Consider the following 20437-nt stretch of genomic DNA (forward strand, 5'->3'; position numbering starts at 1 on the left):
GCTACATACCGATACACAAGAGGGCGCATCGGAGACACCACGGAAGTACGCGGCGGAGCCAGTCTAATGAAGGACTTCTCGCTGTCTAGCCTTTCAATGCATCAATCTTCTGCGGAAGCGCTACGGATTTCGCAGGCGGAAGCCCCGGATCCTTCCTTTGAATCGTTCGCTGCGGGGCCCCTGACCTCCTCGGCCTCCGTTCCCAGCATGCGCTCGGCCGCACTGCGGTGCAGCCGGGCGGCCGCCGGGTCCCCGAGCCGGTCCAGGGTGTCGGCGAGCCTGAGCTGCAGGGCCGCCTGAAGGCGTACGTCATCGGCCTGCCGCGCCCACTCGCCGGCTTCCTGGCAGGTGCGCAGCGACTCCTCGGGCCGCCCCGCGTACTCCTGCACCCGCGCCAGCTCGCTCAACGCCCTTGCCTGGCCCGCCACATCACCGACCTTGCGGTACCCGGTGACGGCCGAGCTCCAGTTGCGCAGCGCCTCTCCGTAGCGGCCCGCGTAGGTGTGCGCCGTCGCGATGCGGCCGTGGAGCCGTGCGGCGTCGGTGCGCTCGCCCCGCGCGAGCCGGTGGGCGAGGGCGCGGCCGAACCAGTCCGAGGCCCGCGACCAGTCCCCCAGCTCCTGGTGGGCACCGCCTACGGATTCCATCGCCCGGCCGGTCGCATACGGATCATTTGCTTCCCGTCCGGCGTCCAGAGCGAGCCGATAGCGCACCAGCGCCTCGTGCGTACGTCCCGTCCTCGCGTCCAGATCCGCGAGATTCAGCAGGGCCGCCGCCTTCTCGCGGGGCAGGTTCCGGCGCTCTGCGACGTCCAGGACGAGGCGGTGGATGCCGTACAGCTCGGGAGCCGCGTCCTCCGTGCCCCGGTGGGCCACCAGGGCCCGCGTCAGCGCGGCCATCAGGCGTCGCGCGAGGGTGTCGAGCTCCCCGTCGGCGACCGCGAGGCGGGCCGCGGCCAGCAGGGCGGGCTGCCGGACGTGCAGCCACTCGGCGGCGGCGCCGGGATGGGGGAAGCGCAGGGCCCGCGGCAGGCCCGCGAGCTTCTTGCGGGCCCCGGAGCTGTCCGGCTCCGTGATCGCCCGGCAGGACTGCAGGAGGCGCACGGTCCGCTCCAGCATCCTGGCCCGCGCGAGCTGCACCTCGGCGGCCCGGTCCTGGCTCTCGGTGCGTGCGCGCAGCAGCGGCACCAGGCAGGCCGGCACCTCGTACTGCGGAAGCGACGAATCCACGGCCCTGACCAGGCCGAGCTTCACGAAGTCGTCCAGGGTCGTGCGGGCGGCGGAGACCGAGCAGCCGGCGAGCGCGGACGCGGTGTGCGGGTCGACGTACCCCGCGGGGGCGAGCGAGAGGTAGCGCAGTATCCGCGCCGCCGCCCCGGGCAGCGAGGTGTACGAGAGCTGGAACATCCGGGAGAGCGCGCCGGGCGCCGAGTCGTCGTCGGGCCGCTCGTGCACCTGCTTGGCGAGGTCGGCCACGGCCGCCTTGGGCCGCCCGGAGAGCCAGCCGCCGGCCAGGACGAGGGATGCGGGGTGCGCGGCGCACGCCTCGACCAGGCTCTCCGCCGAGCGCGGGTCGACCGTGATGCGCACCGGGCCCGCCGCGCGGGAGAGCAGTTCGACCCCCGCGGCGGTGTCCAAGCCGCCCAGCGTGCACGGCCGCACGTCCGGGATGCCGGTGAGCGGGCCCTGGGACACGGCGACGACCAGGCACTCGGGTGCGTCCGGGAGCAGCGGGTCGACCTGCTCGGCGTCCGCGGCGTCGTCGAGGAGCAACAGGGCCCTGCGCCCCGAGAGGGCCTCGCGGAGCACTTCGGCGAGCTCGTCCTCGTCGGCTCCCGCAGGCGCCGGGACCTTGAGGGCGTCGAGGAGCTCCCGTGCGGTGCGTTCCGTGGGCACGCGCGCGCCGTCGGGTTCGGTGAGCTGGGCCCGGAACACCCCGTCGGGGTAGTCGTCGGCGACCTGCCGCGCGAGCTCCTCGGCGAGCGCGGTACGCCCCGAGCCGGGGCGGCCCGCGATGAGGAGCACGCGTGCCCGAGGCGCCTTGCGGCCCGAGATGGTGTCGAGCCCCGCGCGGTCGATGTCGGCCCGGAGCTCTTTCAACTCCCTGCGACGGCCGACGAATTGACCGCCCTCGGAGGTCTGGGCCGGAGCGGGCCGCGGCACCGCGCCGCCCGCTGCCGAACCGTCCGTGTCGACCGCCTGATCCGTCACGGGCCATGCTCCGTCCGCCTGCGCGCGAACCCGCCGGGAATCCGGTCGGGACGCTTCCAGAGCCTAGTTCAGGCCCTGCCCCCTCCCCCGGCGAGCGGCGCGCACAGGTCCCCCGATCGGATCAGCAGATCGTCACACCGGGGACTCCAATGGCGCAGGGCGCGGCCTGTCAGGCCTCGAAGGGGCGCGCGGGCCAGGGCGCGTCGGCGGGGCGCAGCGCGTCGACACCGTCACCGCTCAGCGCGGCGGTCAGCGAAAGGGCACCCACGACGAGGCAGTTGTTGTGCAGCTCTCCGGCGAGCACGCCCCGTACGAGCTCTTCGAGCGGTACGCGCGCCAGCTCCATGTCGGCCTCCTCCTCGGAGACCTCGAAGCGCTCGCCCTCGGCCTCGGAGAGGTCGCGCGCGAGGAAGATGCGCACGGCCTCGTCGCAGCCGCCGGGGGTGGTGTAGACGTCGGTCAGGACACGCCAGTCCTCGGCCTTGACGTGCGCCTCTTCGTAGAGCTCGCGCTGGGCGGCGTGCAGGGGGTTCTCACCGGGGATGTCGAGCAGACCCGCCGGGATCTCCCACAGCTTGTGGCGGACGGGATGGCGGTACTGGCTCAGGACCAGGACGCGGCCCTCGTCGTCCAGGGCGAGCACCGCGACGGAGCCGGGGTGCACCTGGTAGTCACGGTGGACGACGGACCCGTCGGGCATGACCACGTCGTCGGTGCGAACCGAGGTCTTGTTCCCCACGAAGGGCGTCTTCGTCGCCGTGACCTGCCACTCCTCGGCGGTGTCCTTGATCGTCATGTCGCCCTGTCCTCCCACACGTGCAAACAGAAACCGGGGCACGCGCCTCATAAGGCCCGTACCCCGGCAACCGTATCGCTCTTGTGTTACTTACCCGTCTGGCGTGCTTCTTCCTGCCTCGCGACCGCGGCCTTCACCAGGCCCGCGAAGAGCGGGTGCGGGCGGGTCGGGCGCGAGCGCAGCTCCGGGTGCGCCTGGGTGGCGACCAGGTAGGGGTGGACCTCGCGGGGGTACTCGACGTACTCGACGAGCTTGCCGTCCGGGGACAGGCCGGAGAAGAGGATGCCGGCCTTCTTCTCGAGCTCGGCGCGGTAGGAGTTGTTCACCTCGTAGCGGTGACGGTGCCGCTCCTCGACGTACTCCTTGCCGTCGTACACCTCACGGGCGATGGAGCCCTCGGCGAGCTTCGCCGGGTACATGCCCAGGCGCATCGTGCCGCCCATGTCGCCCTCACCGGCGACGATGTCCAGCTGCTCCGCCATGGTCGAGATGACCGGGTGGGAGGTCGCGGAGTCGAACTCCGTGGAGTTGGCGTCGGGGATGTCCGCGAGGTTGCGGGCGGCCTCGATCACGATGCACTGCAGGCCCAGGCAGAGGCCGAGCAGCGGGATCTTGTTCTCGCGGGCGAAGGTGATGGCGCCGACCTTGCCGGTCACGCCGCGGTCGCCGAACCCGCCGGGGATGCAGACCGCGTCGACGTCGCCGAGCTGCTTGGCGGCGCCCGACGGGGTCTTGCAGTCGTCGGAGGTGACCCACTTGACCTTGACGCGGGCGCGGTTGGCGAAGCCGCCCGCGCGCAGGGCCTCGGTCACCGAGAGGTAGGCGTCGGGCAGGTCGATGTACTTGCCGACCAGCGCGATCGTGACCTCGTGGTCCGGGTTGTGCACCCGGTCCAGGAGGTCCTCCCACTGGGTCCAGTTCACGTCGCGGAAGGGCAGGTCGAGCTTGCGCACCACGTAGGCGTCGAGGCCCTCGGTGTGCAGGACCTTGGGGATGTCGTAGATCGACTTGGCGTCGATGGCGGCGACCACCGCGTCCTCGTCGACGTCGCACATCAGCGAGATCTTGCGCTTGATGGCGGTCGGCACGTCACGGTCGGCGCGCAGCACGATGGCGTCCGGCTGGATACCGATGTTGCGCAGCGCCGCGACCGAGTGCTGGGTCGGCTTGGTCTTGAGCTCACCGGACGGCCCGATGTAGGGAAGCAGCGAGATGTGCACGACGAAGACGTTGTCGCGGCCGACCTCGTGGCGGACCTGACGGACGGTCTCCAGGAACGGCAGGGACTCGATGTCGCCGACCGTGCCGCCGACCTCCGTGATGACGACGTCAACGTCATCGGTGGCCATACGGCGGATGCGGTGCTTGATCTCGTTCGTGATGTGCGGGATGACCTGCACCGTGTCGCCGAGGTACTCGCCGCGCCGCTCCTTGGCGATGACCTGCGAGTAGACCTGGCCGGTGGTGACGTTCGCCGAGCCGTCGAGGTCGACGTCGAGGAAGCGCTCGTAGTGACCGATGTCCAGGTCCGTCTCGGCGCCGTCGTTCGTGACGAACACCTCGCCGTGCTGGAAGGGGTTCATCGTGCCGGGGTCGACGTTCAGGTACGGGTCGAGCTTCTGCATGGTGACGCGCAGGCCGCGCGCCTTGAGGAGCGCACCCAGGCTCGAGGCAGTCAGACCTTTGCCGAGGGAAGAGGCGACACCCCCGGTGACGAAGATGTGCTTGGTCGTCGTGGACTTAGGCTGCATGGCCAAGAGGGGGCTCCCGTGGTCGCGGTCTGGAGGGTGCGTACCGGCACCCTCACCGGGGATTCTGGGGAGGTGCCGTCGCTGCGGTTCGGGGGTTCAATGACCACCGGCTCACGGGCTACCAGGGTATCAGCGACGGGACGAGGCTGCTTCCGGCCACGCACGGGTGCCCACGTCACACCTCCCTCACCTGGCCCTCACCCGGTGCTCACCCGTTCGGCGCAGGCTGGTTGCCAGGAGCGGCGCGCAGATCACCTAGGTGCGTCGTATCCTGCTCGGACACTCGCTGCCGAGCCGGTCCGACTAACGGCAATCACCCCCGTACCGTTCCCCGGAACAAGAGGCTCGCGCAGTTCGTTTTACAGCGAAGCCTTGACCGTAGAGCGAGCGCCCCCGAGAGGGCGACGTGGCCGTTTGACTGGAGATGCACGTGGCCGGGCGCATCGAGGATTACGCACTCATCGGAGACATGCAGACCGCTGCCCTGGTCTGCCGGGACGGCACAGTCGACTGGCTGTGCCTGCCCCGCTTCGACTCGCACGCCATCTTCGCCGGATTGCTCGGCACGGAGGAGCACGGATTCTGGCGTCTCGGGCCCGCTCACAGCCCCGACGCACCACCGCCGACCGCCGCGCGGCGCACGTACCGCGGCGACTCGCTGATCCTGGAATCCGAGTGGGACACCCCGCGCGGCACGGTCCGCGTGACCGATTTCATGCCGCCGCGCGACACGGACGCCCCGCAGCTGGTGCGGATCGTCGAGGGTGTCAGCGGCCGGGTGCCGATGCGCTCCGCCCTGCGGATGCGTTTCAGCTACGGCCGCATCGTGCCCTGGGTGCACAAGGTCGACGAGCGCACGGTGGCCGTCGCCGGACCCGACTCCGTATGGCTCGACACGTCGGCCGAGACCTACGGCAAGGACCTCACGACGTACGCGGACTTCACCGTCTCGCCCGGTGAACGGGTCGCGTTCACCATCTCGTGGCAGCCCTCGCACAAGGAGCCGCCGCCGCCCGCCGAGCCCGAGAACGCCCTCGCGGCCACGCAGGACTTCTGGCGGGAGTGGGTCGACCACTGCACGTACCACGGCCCGTACCGCGAGGCCGTGGTCCGCTCGCTGATCACCCTGAAGGCCCTGACGTACGCCCCCACGGGCGGCATCGTCGCCGCGCCCACGACGTCGCTGCCGGAGGACGTCGGGGGCTCCCGCAACTGGGACTACCGCTACACGTGGCTGCGCGACGCCGCCATCACGCTCTCCTCGCTGCTGCGCACCGGGTACCGCGAAGAGGCCCGTGCCTGGCGCGAGTGGCTCCTGCGCGCGGTGGCGGGCGACCCCGAGAACCTGCAGATCATGTACGGCATCGCGGGCGAGCGCGAGCTCGGCGAGGCCGAGCTGGACTGGCTGCCGGGGTACGAGGGCTCGACACCGGTCCGGGCCGGCAACGGCGCGGCGCACCAGCTCCAGCTCGATGTGTACGGCGAGGTCACCGAAGCCCTGCACCTGGCGCACATGACGGGCCTGGCCCGCAGTGACTACGCCTCACTGCTCCAGCTCAAGCTGATCCGCTATCTGGAGACGCACTGGGACGAGCCGGACGAGGGCATCTGGGAGGTGCGCGGCCCGCGCCGCCACTTCGTGCACTCCAAGGTGATGGTGTGGGTCGCCGTGGACCGCACGATCAAGCTCATCGAGTCCGGTGACGCGGACGGCCCCCTGGACAAGTGGCGCGACCTGCGCGACGACATCCACCGGGACGTCTGCGAGAAGGGCTACGACCCGGAGCGGAACACGTTCACGCAGTCGTACGGCTCCAAGGAGCTGGACGCCTCGCTGCTGCTCATCCCGCAGATGGGCTTCCTGCCGCCCGACGACAAGCGGGTGATCGGCACGATCGAGGCGATCCAGCGGGAGCTCTCGACGTCGGACGGCTTCATCCTGCGTTACCCGACCACCGGCGACGCCGCGGGCGTGGACGGGCTCGAGGGTGACGAAGGCGCCTTCCTGGCCTGTTCGTTCTGGATGGCGGACGACCTCGCGATGATCGGCCGGGTGGACGAGGCCCGCAAGCTCTTCGAGAAGCTCCTCGCGCTCCGCAACGACCTCGGGCTGCTCGCCGAGGAATGGGACCCGCGGCTGCAGCGCCAGGTCGGCAACTTCCCGCAGGCGTTCAGCCACGTGCCACTGATCGACACGGCACTGCGGCTGACGGCCAGCGGGGCGTACGGCGGATAGCGGTTATCGGTTGGCGGTTGGGCGAGGGCCCAGGTCCGGACGGCGACGGGTTCCCCGTCGCCGTCCGTTTTGCGTGACGTACGCCACATGCGGCGGGCCGTGACGCAATTGACGTTCCGGGGCGACGAGTTGTCGGGGTATGAGCGGATCAGATCATTCCCGTAACGGGTCGGAGATGTTCCCGGCACGTATGCGCAGGTACCGTCCGCCCCATGGAAAGTCAGGGCACGCAGGGCACTCAGGGCGGCATCACCGTGCAGCGGGCCCTGGAACTTCCGGGTCTGCGCGGCGGGCTCCCGGAGGTGGTCGCGGGTGCCGAGCGGCTGCAGCGCACGGTGCGGTGGGTGCACGCGGGCGAGGTGCCGAACATCGCCTCGCTCCTCAAGGGCGGCGAACTGCTCCTGACCACGGGGCTCGGCCTCGGCGCACGCCCCGCCGAGCAGCGTGTCTTCGTGCGCAAGCTCGCCGAGCGGGGCATCGCGGCGCTCGTCGTCGAGCTGGGCCCGCGCTTCGCACGGCTGCCCGCGGCGATAGTGGAGACGGCTCGGGCGGCGGGTCTTCCGCTGGTGCAGCTGCACCGCGAGGTGCCCTTCGTGACGGTCACCGAAGAGGTCCACACCGAGATCGTCAACGGTCATTACGCGCTCCTCCAGCAGGCCGAGGAAGTCCACCGACGCTGCACGGAGGCACTGCTCGGCGGGGGCGGCGTCCCCCAAGTCCTGGCCGTCCTGGCGGAGTTCAGCGGCAACCCGGTGTTCCTGGAGACGGCTGACGGACAGCTCCTGTACGCAGCCGGGGCGGGCACGGAGTGTGCCGATCCGCTCCAGGTGTGGGAGGGGCTGCGGGGTCACCACAAGGACGGCCCGCCCGCGGGTGCGCTGCTCGTCGACGTACCGGGCGGCGGCCCCGGCTCGGGCTCGGTGCGCGCACGGCTCGTGCTGCTCGCCGTGGAGTCCGCGCTGCTTCCGGTGCACCGGATCGCGGCTGAGCGGGCCGCGGGCTCGCTCGCGGTGGTCCTGATGCAGGCCAGGCAGGAGGAGGAGCTCGCCGCGCGGGGCCGGGGCGACTTCCTGACCGATCTCGCGGAGGGCCGGATCCAGGCCGATGACGCGCCCGCCCAGGCGCGGGTGCTCGGTTTCAAGCCCGGCGAGAGCCCGCTGCTCCCGGTGGTGATGCGGCTCGCGGACGGGCTGCCGCCGGGCGGCGGCTGGGCGGTGCTCGCGCGGGCGGTGGCGGAGGAGCTAGCGGTGGTGGGGGTGCCGGTGCTGCTCGGCGTACGTCCGGTCGAGGGGCGTGTCCCGCTGCTTCTGGGGCTGCGCTCGGAATCCGAACGCACCGCGGTGGCCGACCGCGTCGCCGCCGCGCTGCGTGCGGGCGTGGAGCGGGCGGGGATGCAGCGGGCCGGGGCGCTGCCGCCGGTCGTGGTGGTGGGGGTGGCGGGCGGCTGGGCGGCGGCGTCGGCGGGGCTGCGGCACGCGGCGGAGACGGCGACGGCGGCGCAGGGCCTCATCGACCGTCCTTGGTACGACGCGCGGCGCCTGGACATCGATCTGCTGCTGTGGCGTCTGCACAACTACGACGACTCGGCGCTCGCGGCGTTCGTGGACCGCGCGATCGGCCCGCTGCGGACCCACGACCAGCGCTCGAAGCCGCCGCTGCTTCCGACCCTGCAGACGTATCTGGCCCATGCGGGACGCAAGGCGGAGACGGCGCGCGAGCTGCACCTGAACCGTCAGACGCTCTACAACCGCCTCGCCCGGATCAGCGAACTCCTCGGCACGGACCTGGACGACCCGCAGACGGTGCTCGCGCTGAGCCTGGCGCTGCGGGCGCGGAGGCATGTGGCGTAGCGGCGCCGGGAACCCCGGGGCTACACGCCGAAGGGGCGCGTCAACTCGTCGTAGACGCTGAGGACTTGAGTGACCGTTTCGTCCTCGGTCGGCCATGTCGCCGCCTGGGCCGTGCCCTTGTCCTTGAGCCGCTCCCTGAGCGGGGGGTCGGCGAGGAGGCGGGCGACGGCGGTGGCCAGGGCCTCGGCGTCGCCGTACGGGACGAGTGCGGCTGCGTCACCGACGAGTTCGGGAATGCCGCCGACCGCGGTCGCGACGAGCGGCACGCGCGCGTGCAGGGCCTCCTGGGCGAGCACGGAGCGGGACTCCCAACTGGTGGGCAGCACCACGAGATCGGCCGCCGCGAGCATCTCGGGCACGTCGTCGCGCCGCCCGACGAGCCGGACCGGAAGGCCCTCGTTCTCGATACGGCGCTGCAGGGCGCCGCGCTCGGGCCCTTCGCCCGCGATGACGAGGAGCGGCAGAGGATCGAGGTGGCGCCACGCGCGCGTGGCCTCCAGGAGGACGTCATAGCCGCGTTGCGGTTCGAGCGTGCCGACGGTGACGATCAACGGGCGGCCCACGGCGCCGAGTTCGGCCAGGGCCTTGTGGCGCAGCCCCTCGGCGTCCTCGACCTCCCCGTCCGTCGGCCGCGGCGCGGGGAGCGTGACGGGGGCGAGGCGGGCGTCCCGCGCGCCCCTGCTGCGGGCGCGGTCGACGAGGTCGGACGAGGTGCCGAGGACCACGGCGGCGGCCTTGGCGACGCGTCGCTCCAGGAGGCGCAGGACGCGGGCGCGCGCTCCTTCCGCGTGCGCGCGCGTGTGCCAGGTGACGACGAGGGGAGTGCGCCGGCCGGTGAGCGCCAGGGTGGCGCGGAGCGCGGCATGCAGTCCGTGCGCGTGCACGAGGTCGGCGTCGGCGCAGGCCAGCCGGAGGGAGGCGACCGACGCGGGGTCACTGCTGCGCGGTACGTGGACGTGCCGGGCGCCGGTGCCCGGCAGGTCGTAGGCGCTGGCGGCTTCGGCGGGGGCGCACACCGTGACCCGCACGCCCCGCGCCGCGAGTCCCGCGGCGAGCGACCTGACGTGGGCGCTGCTGCCCGCGCTGCCACCGCCCAGCACTTGCACGGTGTGCAGCGAGGTCTGACCGTGCGGTGAGTGGCTGCTCACGTGGCTCACGTAGCCGGGGCTCCTGGGTCGGCGTCGGGGGGCTGCGCCAAGGATGCCAGTCCGTACGGACGTTCCGGCACCGCCGAAAGGCCTCTTCCGTGTCGCACAGGGCAACTCCCTGACCCGGATCACCCACACGGGTGAGGACATCGGGGATTCAACACCGCAAACAACCTACGGCCCTCGCATCTTGGCAGCGCCAACACCGTAACGAAAGCGTTCCGAGCCCGTGGGCGCGCCAGCCCCTCACCAAGGAGCCACACCGCGAGGCACGACGCAACGACGAGGAGTCACATCAGCCGGAAGGCGGCACCGCGGCGCCAGGGCCCCACCCCAACCCCACCCGCCCTCAACACTTCCCGCTCCCCCGCGCCTTCCGGCAGCGGGGCCCCCGCACCCGCCGCGACCGCGCCACACCACAGCGCACGCACTCAGCTCAGCGAGGCCGCGGCTCAGCGGTGCCGAGTGGCTAGCCCCAACGCCCCGCACCCGCCGCGACCGCGCTGACCTTCTCGCCGTACGCGGCGGCCGCCACGACGCCCGCCGCGTGGACGGCGAGCCCCGCGCGGCCGTTGCCCGCGGCGATGGCGAGACCGAGGGCCGCGCCCAAGGCGTGTGCTCCCGCGTCGCCGATCATGGCGCGCTCCCCGATGTCCTCCGGCAGCACGGCCGCCGCGGCTCCGACGGAGGCGGCGGACAGTACCCCGGCGGCGCCTTGGCGCAGCAGCCCCGGCATCCCCAGCGCGACCACCGCTCCGGCTGCCCTCCCCGGGCGTACGTCCACGAGGTTGACGAAATGAGCGGCGCCCGCGATCACGACCCCGGCAAGGAGCTTGTCCACCGGCCGCTCCTTGAGCAGCGCGCCCGCGGCAAGACCCGCCGCGGAGACCCCGAACAACTTCACGGCCCCGCTGGTGACTTCACCCGCCCGCAGCGCGCCCAGGTGCGCACGGAAGCCCCGACGCGGATCGCCCTCCCCCGCCACGTCGTCGTACGCCCCGCAGGCCCCCGCGGAGAGCACGGCGAGCGCGGCGGCGGCGCGGGCCCTGGCGGGCAGCACCACAGCTCCCGCCGCCGCACCGAGGGCGGCCGCGGGCCCGGCGTACAACTCCACGGTCCGCCCGGCATAGTTCTTCCGCTGCCAGCGGCCGGCTCCGCCCGGAGCGCGCGAACGCAACGCGGTGGTGGCGGCGCGGGTGACGGCGACTGCGGCGAGAAGGGCGGTGCTGCGCTGGACGATCATGCGTTTCAGCGTACGCCGCCCAGGTCACGGCCTGTCCGGCGTCCAAGGACCAACGCGACGGAGCCGACGATCGGCGGCACCCGAACCCCACCCACCGAAACGACCCGCCAACCACCCGCCCCCGAGCCGAGCACGTCACGGCCCATCCGGCGTCCGACGACCAACTCGGCGGAGCCAGTGACCGGCGGGACACGAACCCCACCCACCGAAACGACCCGTCAACCACCGGCCCCCCCCCGAACCGACCAGGCCACAACCCAACCGCATCCAAGAACCAACCCGGCGGACCCGGCGACCGGCGGTACGCGAAGCCCGCCCACCGAAGGCGACCCGCCAGTTACCCGTCCCCCCGCGCCGTGGCCAGCAGTTCCTCCGCGTGCGCTCGCGCAGTCTCCGAGTCCTCCTGGCCCGCCAGCATCCGGGACAACTCCCGCACCCTGTCCTCCCCTTCGAGCACCAGGACTCCGGACCGCGTCACGGACCCGTCGTTCGTCTTCTCGACGAGCAGCTGCCGGTCGGCGAACGCCGCCACCTGTGGCAGATGCGTCACGACCACGACCTGCGCGGACTTGGCGAGGCGTGCGAGCCTGCGGCCGATCTCGACCGCGGCCTTGCCGCCGACACCCGCGTCGACCTCGTCGAAGAGGTACGTCGGCACGGGATCCGTACCCGCGAAGACCACCTCGACGGCGAGCATCACGCGCGACAGCTCACCGCCGGACGCGCCCTTGGCGATCGGCCGCGGCGGGGCGCCCGGGTGCGGGGCCAGGAGGAGTTCCACCTCGTCGACGCCCGCGGGCCCGTACGCGACGAGGCGTCCGTCGACCGGCACTCCGTCCGCGTCCTCAGGCACCTCCGTGGCGGTGATGTCGATCGTCACGCGCGCGTGCGGCATCGCGAGCGAGGCCAGCTCTTCGGTGACGGCCGCCGCGAACCGCGAAGCCGCCTCCTGGCGCGCGTCGGTCAACGCCTGCGCGAGCCCCGCCAGTTCGCCACGGAGCGCGTCGCGCTCGGCGGTCAGTTCCTCAAGACGGTCGTCGTCACCTTCGAGTTCGGTGAGCCGCGCGGCCCCCTCCTGGGCCCAGGCGAGGACGGAATCGATGTCGGCGCCGTACTTCCGGGTCAGCTGAGTGAGTGCGGCCCGCCGCTCCTCCACCGCCGCGAGACGCAGGGGATCGGCGTCGAGGTCATCGGCGTACCCCGCGAGCTCCCCCGCCACATCGCCCAGCAGAATCCCGATCTCGCCGATCCGCTCGGCAAGGGCGGCCAGGGCGGGGTCGTGGGAGCGGACCGTCTCAAGAGCCCGGTGGGCGCCCGCCACCAGCGTCGTGGCGTCGACACCCTCCGGGTCCTCGGGGACGCCCGCGAGCGCGGCGTGCGCGGCCGTGGCGGCGGAGGCGAGGGCCTCCGCGTGGCCGAGCCGCTCGGCCTCGGCGGCCAGTTCGGTGTCCTCGCCCTCGCGCGGCTCCACGCCCGCGACCTCGTCGAGGCCGAACCGCAGCAGATCGGCCTCCTGGGCCCGTTCACGCGCGCGCGTGGTGATCTCGTCGACCTCGGTCGTCACGGCCCGCAGCCTGCGGTACGCCGCCGTGTACTTGGCCAGCGGCACGGCGACGGCATCGCCCGCGTACCGGTCGAGGGCCCCGCGCTGCCGGGCCGGTTTGAGCAGGCCCTGCTGGTCCGTCTGACCGTGCACCGCCACGAGGTCGTCGGCGAGTTCGGACAGCAGGCCCACCGGGACCGACCGCCCCCCGAGGTGCGCACGGGAGCGCCCCTCCGCCGAGACCGTACGGCTGATCAGCAGCGCCCCGTCGTCGAGCTCGGCCCCCGCTTCCTCCGCGCGCACGGCAGCCGTGGCATCCGCGGGCACAGTGATCCGCCCCTCCACCACCGCCGCCTTGGCGCCGATCCGCACCAAAGCGGGATCCGCGCGTCCGCCGAGCAGCAGTCCAAGGCTGGTGACCACCATCGTCTTGCCCGCACCGGTCTCGCCGGTCACGGCGGTGAACCCCGGCGACAGCTCGACCACCGCGTCGTCGATGACTCCGAGCGACCGTATCCGCATCTCCTCCAACACGGACACGACCTTACGAGGTCCTGGGCCAGGTGTGCGACGGCCCCTGGTCTCCTTCCACCTTCCTTCCACGAAGACGCAGGTGGCAAAGGCGGACCGAACGGACGCTGTCACTCGCAGGGGGTGGGGCTCCCTGGGGGCTACCAGGGGTGGGGATTACCCCACCATGATCTTCCTGGCAGCCTCCTGGTGCACGGGTGACCCGGCACCCCACCATGATCAGTATGGGAACGGGACTGGCACAGGCGGCGCTGCGCGCGCATCGTCCGGCGTTCGTGGGCACGGCGGTGGCCGCGCTCTTCGCGGCGACCATGGTCAGCGCGTCGACGATGATGCTCGCCGCGACGGGCACCGACGGGCTCTCCGCACGGGCACGCAGGCAGATCGGCGAGAACGGCGTGGGCGACATGGCCGTCGTCCTGCTCATCGGATCGATCTACATGTCGATATTCGTGGTCGCGTCGACGATGGGCACGGCCGTCGCGCAGCAGCACCGCGAGCTCGCCCTGGTGCGTTCCATCGGCGCCAAGCCCCGCCAGGTCCGCCGCGCGGTGGCCGGCCAGGCACTCGCCGCGTCGATCCCCGCGGCGCTCGTCGGCTTCGTTCTCGGCGGCCTCGTCGCGCGCTGGTGGCACGCGGGCATGGTGGCGCACGGGCTGCTCCCCGCCGAGGCGGCCTTCCGCTTCGGCTGGGTCGCCCTGCCGGTATGCATCGGCGTGGCCGTGGTGACGACGACACTCGCCGCGCTCCTGTCGGCACTGCGGTTCTCGCTGCTTCGCCCGGCCCGCGCCCTGAGCGAGGCGGCCACCGGGCGGCGGGGGCTCGGCATCCTCCGGGCGCCGCTCGGCCTGATCGCGGTCGCGGGGGCCTGCGCCGTCTCCGTACTCCTGTCGAAGCAGCCCGCGGACGAGGCGAGCGAGGGCGCGTTCCTCGTCCTGATCCTCTTCTGTGTCGGCGCGGGGCTGCTCGGCCCGCGGATCATCGGGCCCGCGGCCTGGCTCGTCTCCGCGCTGGTGGGCCGGTTCGGCGGCAGCGCGCGCCTGGCGATGCTGAACGTCCGCTCGCAGCCCCGCCGTTTCTCCGCCGCGGTCGTGCCGCTCGTCCTGGTCGTGGGCTTCGGCGTGACGAAGATCGGCATGCACACCACGGCGCAGCACCACACGGGTTCGGCGGGCAGCACGGGCGAGGTCTGGCTCGACTATGTGGGCACGGGGCTCTACGCCGGCTTCGCCGCGATCGCCGCGGCGAACACCCTCGCCATGATCTCCTTCGAGCGCCGCCGCGACATCGCCCTACTGCGGGTGGTGGGCAGCCCGCGGGCCCAGGTGCGGGCAATGGCGGCCTGGGAAGCGGTGGTCGTCGCGGGGACGGCACTGCTCCTCGGCACCGCGATAGCGCTCGGCACACTGGCCCCGATCCTCAGCACAGCCTTCGGCTCGTCACTCCCCCACCTGCCGTGGGCGGTACCGACGGGGATCGCGACGGGCACCCTGCTGCTCACCCTGCTGGCGACGGGGCTTCCGGTGGCAAGCGTGATGCGGCGCCGAGCGATCACTGTGGTGCAGGCAGCGTGAGCGCCCCGAAGGGGCGCGGGGCTGTCACATATTGCGGCTCCGCCCCGTGAGCGCGCCCAGCCACAACGAACCCGCAGATGAGTCCGCACCCCCAGCGGAGCGCTAGTGCGGCGCCCCCCGCCACCCCGACACCGGCAGCGCGAACTTGGCCACGAGCCGGTCGGTGAACGACGCGTGGTGCAGCCGCGCGAGCCGCACCGGCACCTCACCCCTGCGCACCTCGACCCGGGCCCCCGGCGGCAGTTCGACGGTCCTGCGCCCGTCGCACCACAGCACCCCGTGCGACGTGTGCTGCTGGACCTCGACGGCGAGCACCGAGTCCGGCGAGGTCACCAGGGGCTTGGCGAACAGGGCGTGGGCGCTGATCGGCACCATCAGGAGCGCCTCCACCTCCGGCCACACGACGGGCCCGCCCGCGGAGAAGGCGTACGCGGTGGAGCCGGTCGGCGTCGCGCACACGATGCCGTCGCAGCCGAAGCCGGTGACCGGACGGCCGTCGATCTCCAGGACGACCTCGAGCATCAGCTCGGCCGACATCTTCTGCACGGCGGCTTCGTTGAGCGCCCAGTCGCGGTGCACGACATCGCCGTTGCTGCGCACGACGACATCGATCGTCATCCGCTCCTCGACCTCGTACGACTTCGTCACCACCCGGTCGACGACCTTGTCGAGGTCGTCGCGCTCGGCCTCGGCGAGGAAGCCGACACGTCCGAGGTTGACGCCGAGCATCGGCACCCCCGACGCGCGGGCGAACTCCGCGCCGCGCAGCAGCGTGCCGTCGCCGCCGAGCACGACGAGCAGTTCACAGCCGTCGAGGCACTGGGGGGTGGCCTCCTTCACGGTGCCGACCTCGGTCGGCAGCGGCAGATCGGCCGCCTCCGCCTCCAGGACCCGTACGCCGATGCCGCTGCGCAGCAGCCCCTGGACGACGAGTTCGGCACTGCGGATGGCTGCAGGCCGCCCGGTGTGCGCGAGCAGAAAAACGGTACGAGCTCGGGTCTGGGTCTCTCGGGTCTGAGTCAACGGGGCCCCTCCGCCACGGCACGGTCAACGTCCGCCGGGTCGAGTTCGGGCGCCCCGGCACGCAGCCACAGAAAGTACTCGACATTTCCGGAAGGTCCGGGCAGCGGGCTCGCGGTCACGCCAACCACACCGAGCCCGAGCCCCCACGCCTGGCGCGCCACACCGCGTACGGCATCGGCACGCAGTTCCGCGCTGCGCACCACACCGCCGCTGCCGAGGCGTTCCTTGCCGACCTCGAACTGCGGCTTGACCATCAGGACCAGGTCCGCGTCGGGGGCCGCGCACCGCGCGAGTGCGGGCAGCACAAGGCCGAGCGGGATGAAGGAGAGATCCCCGACGACCAGGTCGACGGGGGTGCCGTCGATGGCCTCCAGCGTCAACTCCCGTACGTTCGTGCGGTCCTTGACGGTGACCCGGTCGTCGCTCTGCAGCGACCAGGCGAGTTGCCCGTAACCGACGTCCACCGCGACGACGCCCGAAGCGCCCGCGCGCAACAGCACATCGGTGAAGCCGCCGGTGGACGCGCCCGCGTCGAGCGCACGCCGCCCCTCGACGACCAGGCCCTGCGGCATGAACGCGGCGAACGCGCCCGCCAGCTTGTGGCCGCCGCGCGAGACGTAACCGGGATCGCTGTCATCGGCGGCGACCACGATGGCCGCGGCGGTCTCCACCTGCGTCGCGGGCTTCGTCGCGGTGTTCTTGCCGACGGTCACACGGCCGGCGGCGATCAGCTGGCTCGCGTGCTCGCGCGAGCGCGCGAGCTCGCGACGGACCAGTTCGGCGTCGAGGCGGCGGCGTGCCACTCCTGCCACGTTCTGTTCAGCTCCTGTGGTACGGGGACGAGTGCTGGGGCGAAGCCGCGGGCGTCCCCATGGGTGAGGGCGCCGGCGGCCCGGGGCGTGCGTCGAGCGCGGTCAGCGCGTCGCGTAGTCCCCGGTGTACATCCTCGTACACCTCGATGTGGCCGTCCGTGGCGAGGTGGTCCGCGTCGCCGAGACGCCGGAGCAGGCCGTCCACCTCGGCGTCACCGGTCGGCACACGCTCCACCCCGAGGGGCGCGGGGCCGACGGGGTCGTACGTCTCCGGTTCGGGGTCGTACGCCTGTGCCTGCTCCGCGGTGGCCTCGGGCTCCACCGGCTCAGGCTCGGGGCCCGGCGTCGAGTCGTTCATGCCACGACGCTACCGCGAAGCGCTGCGGTACCGTCGATCACGATGGCCACGATCGAAGAGTGCCGTGCGGCACTGGACAAACTCTCGGACAATCTCGCGGGCGCCGATGGCGGCGTGCGCAGTGCCGCCGCGCTCAACCGCTCGCTGAGCTGCAGCATCACCGATCTCGACGTGACCTTCACGGGCCGTCTCGAGAACGGCCGGATCACGGTGCTCGACACGCATCCCGGCGCCCCGCGCGAGAAGGCCGAGATCCGCCTCACCATGTCCGGCGACGATCTGGTGGCCCTGGTCGACGGCGAGCTGAACTTCGCGAAGGCCTGGGCCTCCGGCCGGGTCAAGCTGGAGGCGGGCCTGCGCGACATGCTCCGCCTCAGGTCGCTGCTTTAGCCGCAGCCGCAGCCGCGGTCCTCGTCCGCCCCCGCCGCGCCGCGGGCACCACGAGCGGCGTCCCGGTCTCCGGGTCGTCGATGATCTGGCAGTCCATCCCGAAGGTGTCCCGCACCAGCTCCGTCGTGACGACGTCGGCCGGCGCGCCCTGGGCGACGACCGCGCCGTCGCGCAGGGCGATGAGGTGGGTGGCGTACCGGGCCGCGTGGTTGAGGTCGTGCAGGACGGCGACGAGCGTGCGGCCCTGCTCCTCGTGGAGATCGGCGCACAGGTCGAGCACGTCGATCTGGTGCTGGATGTCGAGGAACGTCGTCGGCTCGTCCAGGAGCAGGAGCGGGGTCTGCTGGGCGAGCGCCATCGCGATCCACACGCGCTGACGCTGGCCGCCCGAGAGCTCGTCGACGTAGCGGTCGGCCAGTTCGGCGACGCCGGTCGACGCCATCGACTCGCCCACGATCCGCTCGTCCTCCGGCGACCACTGCCGAAGGAGGCCCTGGTGGGGGTAGCGGCCGCGCGCCACGAGGTCGCCCACGGTGATCCCGTCGGGGGCGATGGACGACTGCGGGAGCAGGCCGAGCGTCCGCGCGACCTTCTTCGCGGGCATCGACTGGATGACGTTGCCGTCGAGCAGGACACGACCCGCGGAGGGCTTGAGCATCCGGGACAGGGCGCGCAGCAGGGTGGACTTGCCGCAGGCGTTCGGGCCGACGATCACCGTGAAGGAGTTGTCGGGGATCTCGACGGACAACTTCTCCGCGATGACGCGCTGGTCGTAGCCAAGGGTCACGTCGTCCGCGATGAGCCGGTTCACTGCGGCACGCTCCTGCCTGTCGGTGCTCTCAGAGGTTTTCGTGTTCGTGGCCGTACGCGTCTTCATATCCGCCCCGCCTTGCGCTCGATGACGAGGAGCCACAGCAGGTAGATGCCGCCGAGCACTCCCGTGACCACACCCACGGGCAGCTGGTCGGCGCCGAAGGCCCGCTGCGATGCCCAGTCCGCGACGATCAGCAGGGTCGCGCCCATGAACATCGCCGGCATCAGGTTGGGCCCCGGCGAGCGGGTGAGCCGCCTCGCCAGCTGCGGCGCGGTGAGCGCGACGAAGCTGACGGGGCCCGCCGCCGCGGTGGCGGCGGCGGTGAGCAGCACGGCCGAGGCCATCAGGACGATGCGGGTGCGCTCGACGGGCACGCCGAGCGCGTACCCGACATCGTCACCCATCTCCAGCATCCGCAGCGGACGGGCGTACGTCATGACGAGCGGTACGAGGATGGCGCACAGGACGAGCAGCGGCCAGACCTGGTCCCAGTCACGCCCGTTGAGGGAGCCGGTCATCCAGACGACGGCGCGGGCGGCGTCGACGAGGTCCGCCTTGGTGAGCAGATAGCCGTTGATGGCGGTGACGAAGGCGGAGACGCCGATGCCGACCAGGACGAACCGGAAGCCGTGCACGCCTCGCTTCCAGGCGAGCACATAGATCGCGAAGCCGGTCACCAGACCGCCCATGAGCGCGCCCCCCGCGACCTGCACCGCGGTGCCCTGGAAGAGGACGATCATGATGAGCGCGCCCGCGGTGGACCCCTGCCCGAGGCCGAGGATGTCCGGACTGCCCAGCGGATTGCGGGAGATGGACTGGAAGATCGCGCCGCCGAGCCCGAGCGCGGCCCCCACGAGAAGACCGACCAGGACCCGTGGCAGCCGCAGGTCGTTGATGATGAACTCCTGCCCGGCGTCTCCGTTGCCGAACAGGGTGCGGATGACGTCGGCGGCGGGGATGGGGAAGTCGCCGGTGCCGATCAGGACGACGCTCGCGACGAGCGCGGCCAGGATGAGCACGACGACGACCACGGCCGTGCGGACGTCGAGGCGGAAGCTGAGCCCGCCCCGGGTGCGTATCGCCTTCACAGCTGAGCCAGCCTCCGCCGTCGTACGAGAAAGATGAAGACCGGGGCGCCGATCAACGCGGTGATGATGCCGACCTGCAACTCCGCGGGCCGCGCGACGATACGCCCGATGACGTCGGCGCCTAGCAGGAGCACCGGCGAGAGGATCGCCGCGTAGGGCAGGATCCAGCGCATGTCGGGCCCGGTGAAGGAGCGCACGACGTGCGGCACCATCAGGCCGACGAACATGATCGGCCCGCAGGCCGCGGTCGCCGCCCCGCAGAGCAGCGTCGCGGCGGCCATGGACAGGGCGCGGGTGCGGTTCAGATGGGCGCCGAGCGCGCGGGCGGTGTCGTCGCCCATGGCCATGGCGTTGAGCGGCCGGGCGAGGCCGAGTGCGAGCACGATGCCGATGACGAGGAAGGGCAGGACCTGAAGGATGGTCTCGTTCCTGGCGGATGCCAGGGAGCCGACCGTCCAGAAGCGCATCTTGTTGAGCGCGGCGTTGTCCGTGATCATCACGGCCTGCAGATAGCCGTAGAGCGCGGCGCTCAGCGCGGTACCGGCGAGCGCGAGCCGTACGGGCGTCGCGTTGCGGGTCCCTCCGAGGGCGTAGACGGCGGCTCCGACAACGGCCGCTCCCGCGAAGGCGAACCACACGTAGCCGCTCAACGAGGTGACACCGAAGAAGCTGATGGCGGTGACGACGGCGGCCGACGCGCCGAGGTTGATGCCGAGCAGTCCCGGGTCGGCCAGCGGGTTGCGCGTCAGTGCCTGAAGGACGGCGCCCGCGAGGCCGAGGGCCACGCCGACGAGTACGCCGAGCAGCGTCCGTGAGAGCCGCTCTCCGACGACGACATCGCCGTACGTCCCGGTGTCCTGGAAGAGGCCGTGCCAGACCTGGTCCATGGACAGCTGTTTGGCACCGACCGCGATGCTCGCCACGACGACGAGCAGCAGCACACAGACCGAGACGAGGAGCCCGGCGCTGCGTATCGCGCGGCGGTTGGGTGGCGCGGGGGCGGTCTCCGCGCTTGCTTCGGGGGGACTGTCGACCAACACCAGGTTAGGTTAGCCTACCCTCGCACTGGA

Annotated in this window: 16 protein-coding genes; 4 read left to right on the forward strand and 12 right to left on the reverse strand. The window is 72.1% G+C overall.

Annotated features, from left to right (window positions below; translation table 11 throughout):
• Positions 1-101: 101 nt before the first annotated feature.
• The 3 genes from ACIBCK_RS21025 to ACIBCK_RS21035 form a co-directional block, all read right to left on the reverse strand.
• Entirely contained in the window at positions 102-2210 is a 2109-nt protein-coding gene (locus tag ACIBCK_RS21025; RefSeq protein ID WP_399392242.1) for a tetratricopeptide repeat protein, read from the reverse strand.
• Positions 2211-2379: 169 nt separating this feature from the next.
• Entirely contained in the window at positions 2380-3006 is a 627-nt protein-coding gene (locus ACIBCK_RS21030) for an NUDIX hydrolase (RefSeq protein WP_367040430.1), read from the reverse strand.
• Positions 3007-3092: 86 nt separating this feature from the next.
• A complete protein-coding gene (locus ACIBCK_RS21035) occupies positions 3093-4757 on the reverse strand; it encodes a CTP synthase (protein ID WP_399392322.1) in 1665 nt (554 codons plus the stop codon).
• 430 nt (positions 4758-5187) lie between these two features.
• Between ACIBCK_RS21035 and ACIBCK_RS21040 the strand changes: the two genes are divergently transcribed.
• Together ACIBCK_RS21040 and ACIBCK_RS21045 are read left to right on the forward strand one after the other, a co-directional pair.
• Positions 5188-6993, forward strand: coding sequence for a glycoside hydrolase family 15 protein (locus ACIBCK_RS21040; protein ID WP_399392244.1), 1806 nt, complete (start codon positions 5188-5190; stop codon positions 6991-6993).
• A 212-nt stretch (positions 6994-7205) separates the two neighbouring features.
• Positions 7206-8843, forward strand: coding sequence for a PucR family transcriptional regulator (locus ACIBCK_RS21045; RefSeq protein ID WP_399392247.1), 1638 nt, complete (start codon positions 7206-7208; stop codon positions 8841-8843).
• Positions 8844-8863: 20 nt separating this feature from the next.
• Here ACIBCK_RS21045 and ACIBCK_RS21050 read toward each other — a convergent pair whose 3' ends face one another.
• From ACIBCK_RS21050 to recN, 3 genes are all read right to left on the reverse strand, one after another.
• Positions 8864-10000 (reverse strand): glycosyltransferase family 4 protein, encoded by a 1137-nt coding sequence (locus tag ACIBCK_RS21050; RefSeq protein WP_399392249.1) that lies wholly within the window; start codon positions 9998-10000, stop codon positions 8864-8866.
• 460 nt (positions 10001-10460) lie between these two features.
• Entirely contained in the window at positions 10461-11234 is a 774-nt protein-coding gene (locus ACIBCK_RS21055) for a hypothetical protein (protein ID WP_399392250.1), read from the reverse strand.
• Between the two features lie 337 nt (positions 11235-11571).
• The gene (recN, locus tag ACIBCK_RS21060) at positions 11572-13299 is read right to left on the reverse strand and encodes a DNA repair protein RecN (protein WP_399392324.1); all 1728 of its coding nucleotides are present in this window, start codon (positions 13297-13299) and stop codon (positions 11572-11574) included.
• A 233-nt stretch (positions 13300-13532) separates the two neighbouring features.
• Here recN and ACIBCK_RS21065 point away from each other — a divergent pair, with 233 nt between their 5' ends.
• On the forward strand, positions 13533-14882 hold the full coding sequence (locus ACIBCK_RS21065; protein ID WP_399392252.1) for an FtsX-like permease family protein: 1350 nt from the start codon (positions 13533-13535) through the stop codon (positions 14880-14882).
• A gap of 102 nt (positions 14883-14984) precedes the next feature.
• Here ACIBCK_RS21065 and ACIBCK_RS21070 read toward each other — a convergent pair whose 3' ends face one another.
• Genes ACIBCK_RS21070 through ACIBCK_RS21080 form a run of 3 tightly spaced genes read right to left on the reverse strand, consistent with a single transcriptional unit; the run spans position 14985 to position 17075 of the window.
• Entirely contained in the window at positions 14985-15905 is a 921-nt protein-coding gene (locus tag ACIBCK_RS21070; protein ID WP_367040439.1) for an NAD kinase, read from the reverse strand.
• On the reverse strand, positions 15902-16717 hold the full coding sequence (locus ACIBCK_RS21075; RefSeq protein WP_399392254.1) for a TlyA family RNA methyltransferase: 816 nt from the start codon (positions 16715-16717) through the stop codon (positions 15902-15904). Before ACIBCK_RS21075 ends, ACIBCK_RS21070 begins: the two co-directional genes overlap by 4 nt.
• 7 nt (positions 16718-16724) lie before the next feature.
• Positions 16725-17075, reverse strand: coding sequence for a hypothetical protein (locus tag ACIBCK_RS21080; RefSeq protein ID WP_399392256.1), 351 nt, complete (start codon positions 17073-17075; stop codon positions 16725-16727).
• Positions 17076-17117: 42 nt separating this feature from the next.
• On the opposite strand from ACIBCK_RS21080, the gene ACIBCK_RS21085 reads away from it, so the two are divergent.
• Positions 17118-17465, forward strand: coding sequence for an alkyl sulfatase C-terminal domain-containing protein (locus ACIBCK_RS21085; protein ID WP_399392257.1), 348 nt, complete (start codon positions 17118-17120; stop codon positions 17463-17465).
• Here the strand turns inward: ACIBCK_RS21085 and ACIBCK_RS21090 are convergent.
• Genes ACIBCK_RS21090 through ACIBCK_RS21100 form a run of 3 tightly spaced genes read right to left on the reverse strand, consistent with a single transcriptional unit; the run spans position 17449 to position 20407 of the window.
• Positions 17449-18342, reverse strand: coding sequence for an ABC transporter ATP-binding protein (locus ACIBCK_RS21090; RefSeq protein WP_399392259.1), 894 nt, complete (start codon positions 18340-18342; stop codon positions 17449-17451). The genes ACIBCK_RS21085 and ACIBCK_RS21090 overlap by 17 nt on opposite strands.
• Entirely contained in the window at positions 18339-19367 is a 1029-nt protein-coding gene (locus tag ACIBCK_RS21095) for a FecCD family ABC transporter permease (protein ID WP_399392261.1), read from the reverse strand. The genes ACIBCK_RS21090 and ACIBCK_RS21095 overlap by 4 nt, the downstream gene beginning before the upstream one ends.
• Positions 19364-20407: a FecCD family ABC transporter permease gene (locus ACIBCK_RS21100; protein ID WP_399392263.1), complete on the reverse strand. Its 1044-nt coding sequence runs from the start codon at positions 20405-20407 to the stop codon at positions 19364-19366. The genes ACIBCK_RS21095 and ACIBCK_RS21100 overlap by 4 nt, the downstream gene beginning before the upstream one ends.
• Positions 20408-20437: the final 30 nt, after the last annotated feature.

The sequence above is a fragment of the Streptomyces sp. NPDC051218 genome, assembly GCF_044455475.1.
Taxonomy (GTDB): domain Bacteria; phylum Actinomycetota; class Actinomycetes; order Streptomycetales; family Streptomycetaceae; genus Streptomyces.

Excerpts from the sequence above, each read along its gene's own strand:
- ACIBCK_RS21030 (WP_367040430.1), bottom strand. The coding sequence starts at position 3,006 with ATGACGATCAAGGACACCGCCGAGGAGTGGCAGGTCACGGCGACGAAG.
- ACIBCK_RS21035 (WP_399392322.1), bottom strand. The coding sequence starts at position 4,757 with ATGCAGCCTAAGTCCACGACGACCAAGCACATCTTCGTCACCGGGGGT.
- ACIBCK_RS21045 (WP_399392247.1), top strand. The coding sequence starts at position 7,206 with ATGGAAAGTCAGGGCACGCAGGGCACTCAGGGCGGCATCACCGTGCAG.
- ACIBCK_RS21055 (WP_399392250.1), bottom strand. The coding sequence starts at position 11,234 with ATGATCGTCCAGCGCAGCACCGCCCTTCTCGCCGCAGTCGCCGTCACC.
- recN (WP_399392324.1), bottom strand. The coding sequence starts at position 13,299 with ATGCGGATACGGTCGCTCGGAGTCATCGACGACGCGGTGGTCGAGCTG.
- ACIBCK_RS21065 (WP_399392252.1), top strand. The coding sequence starts at position 13,533 with ATGGGAACGGGACTGGCACAGGCGGCGCTGCGCGCGCATCGTCCGGCG.
- ACIBCK_RS21080 (WP_399392256.1), bottom strand. The coding sequence starts at position 17,075 with ATGAACGACTCGACGCCGGGCCCCGAGCCTGAGCCGGTGGAGCCCGAG.
- ACIBCK_RS21085 (WP_399392257.1), top strand. The coding sequence starts at position 17,118 with ATGGCCACGATCGAAGAGTGCCGTGCGGCACTGGACAAACTCTCGGAC.
- ACIBCK_RS21090 (WP_399392259.1), bottom strand. The coding sequence starts at position 18,342 with ATGAAGACGCGTACGGCCACGAACACGAAAACCTCTGAGAGCACCGAC.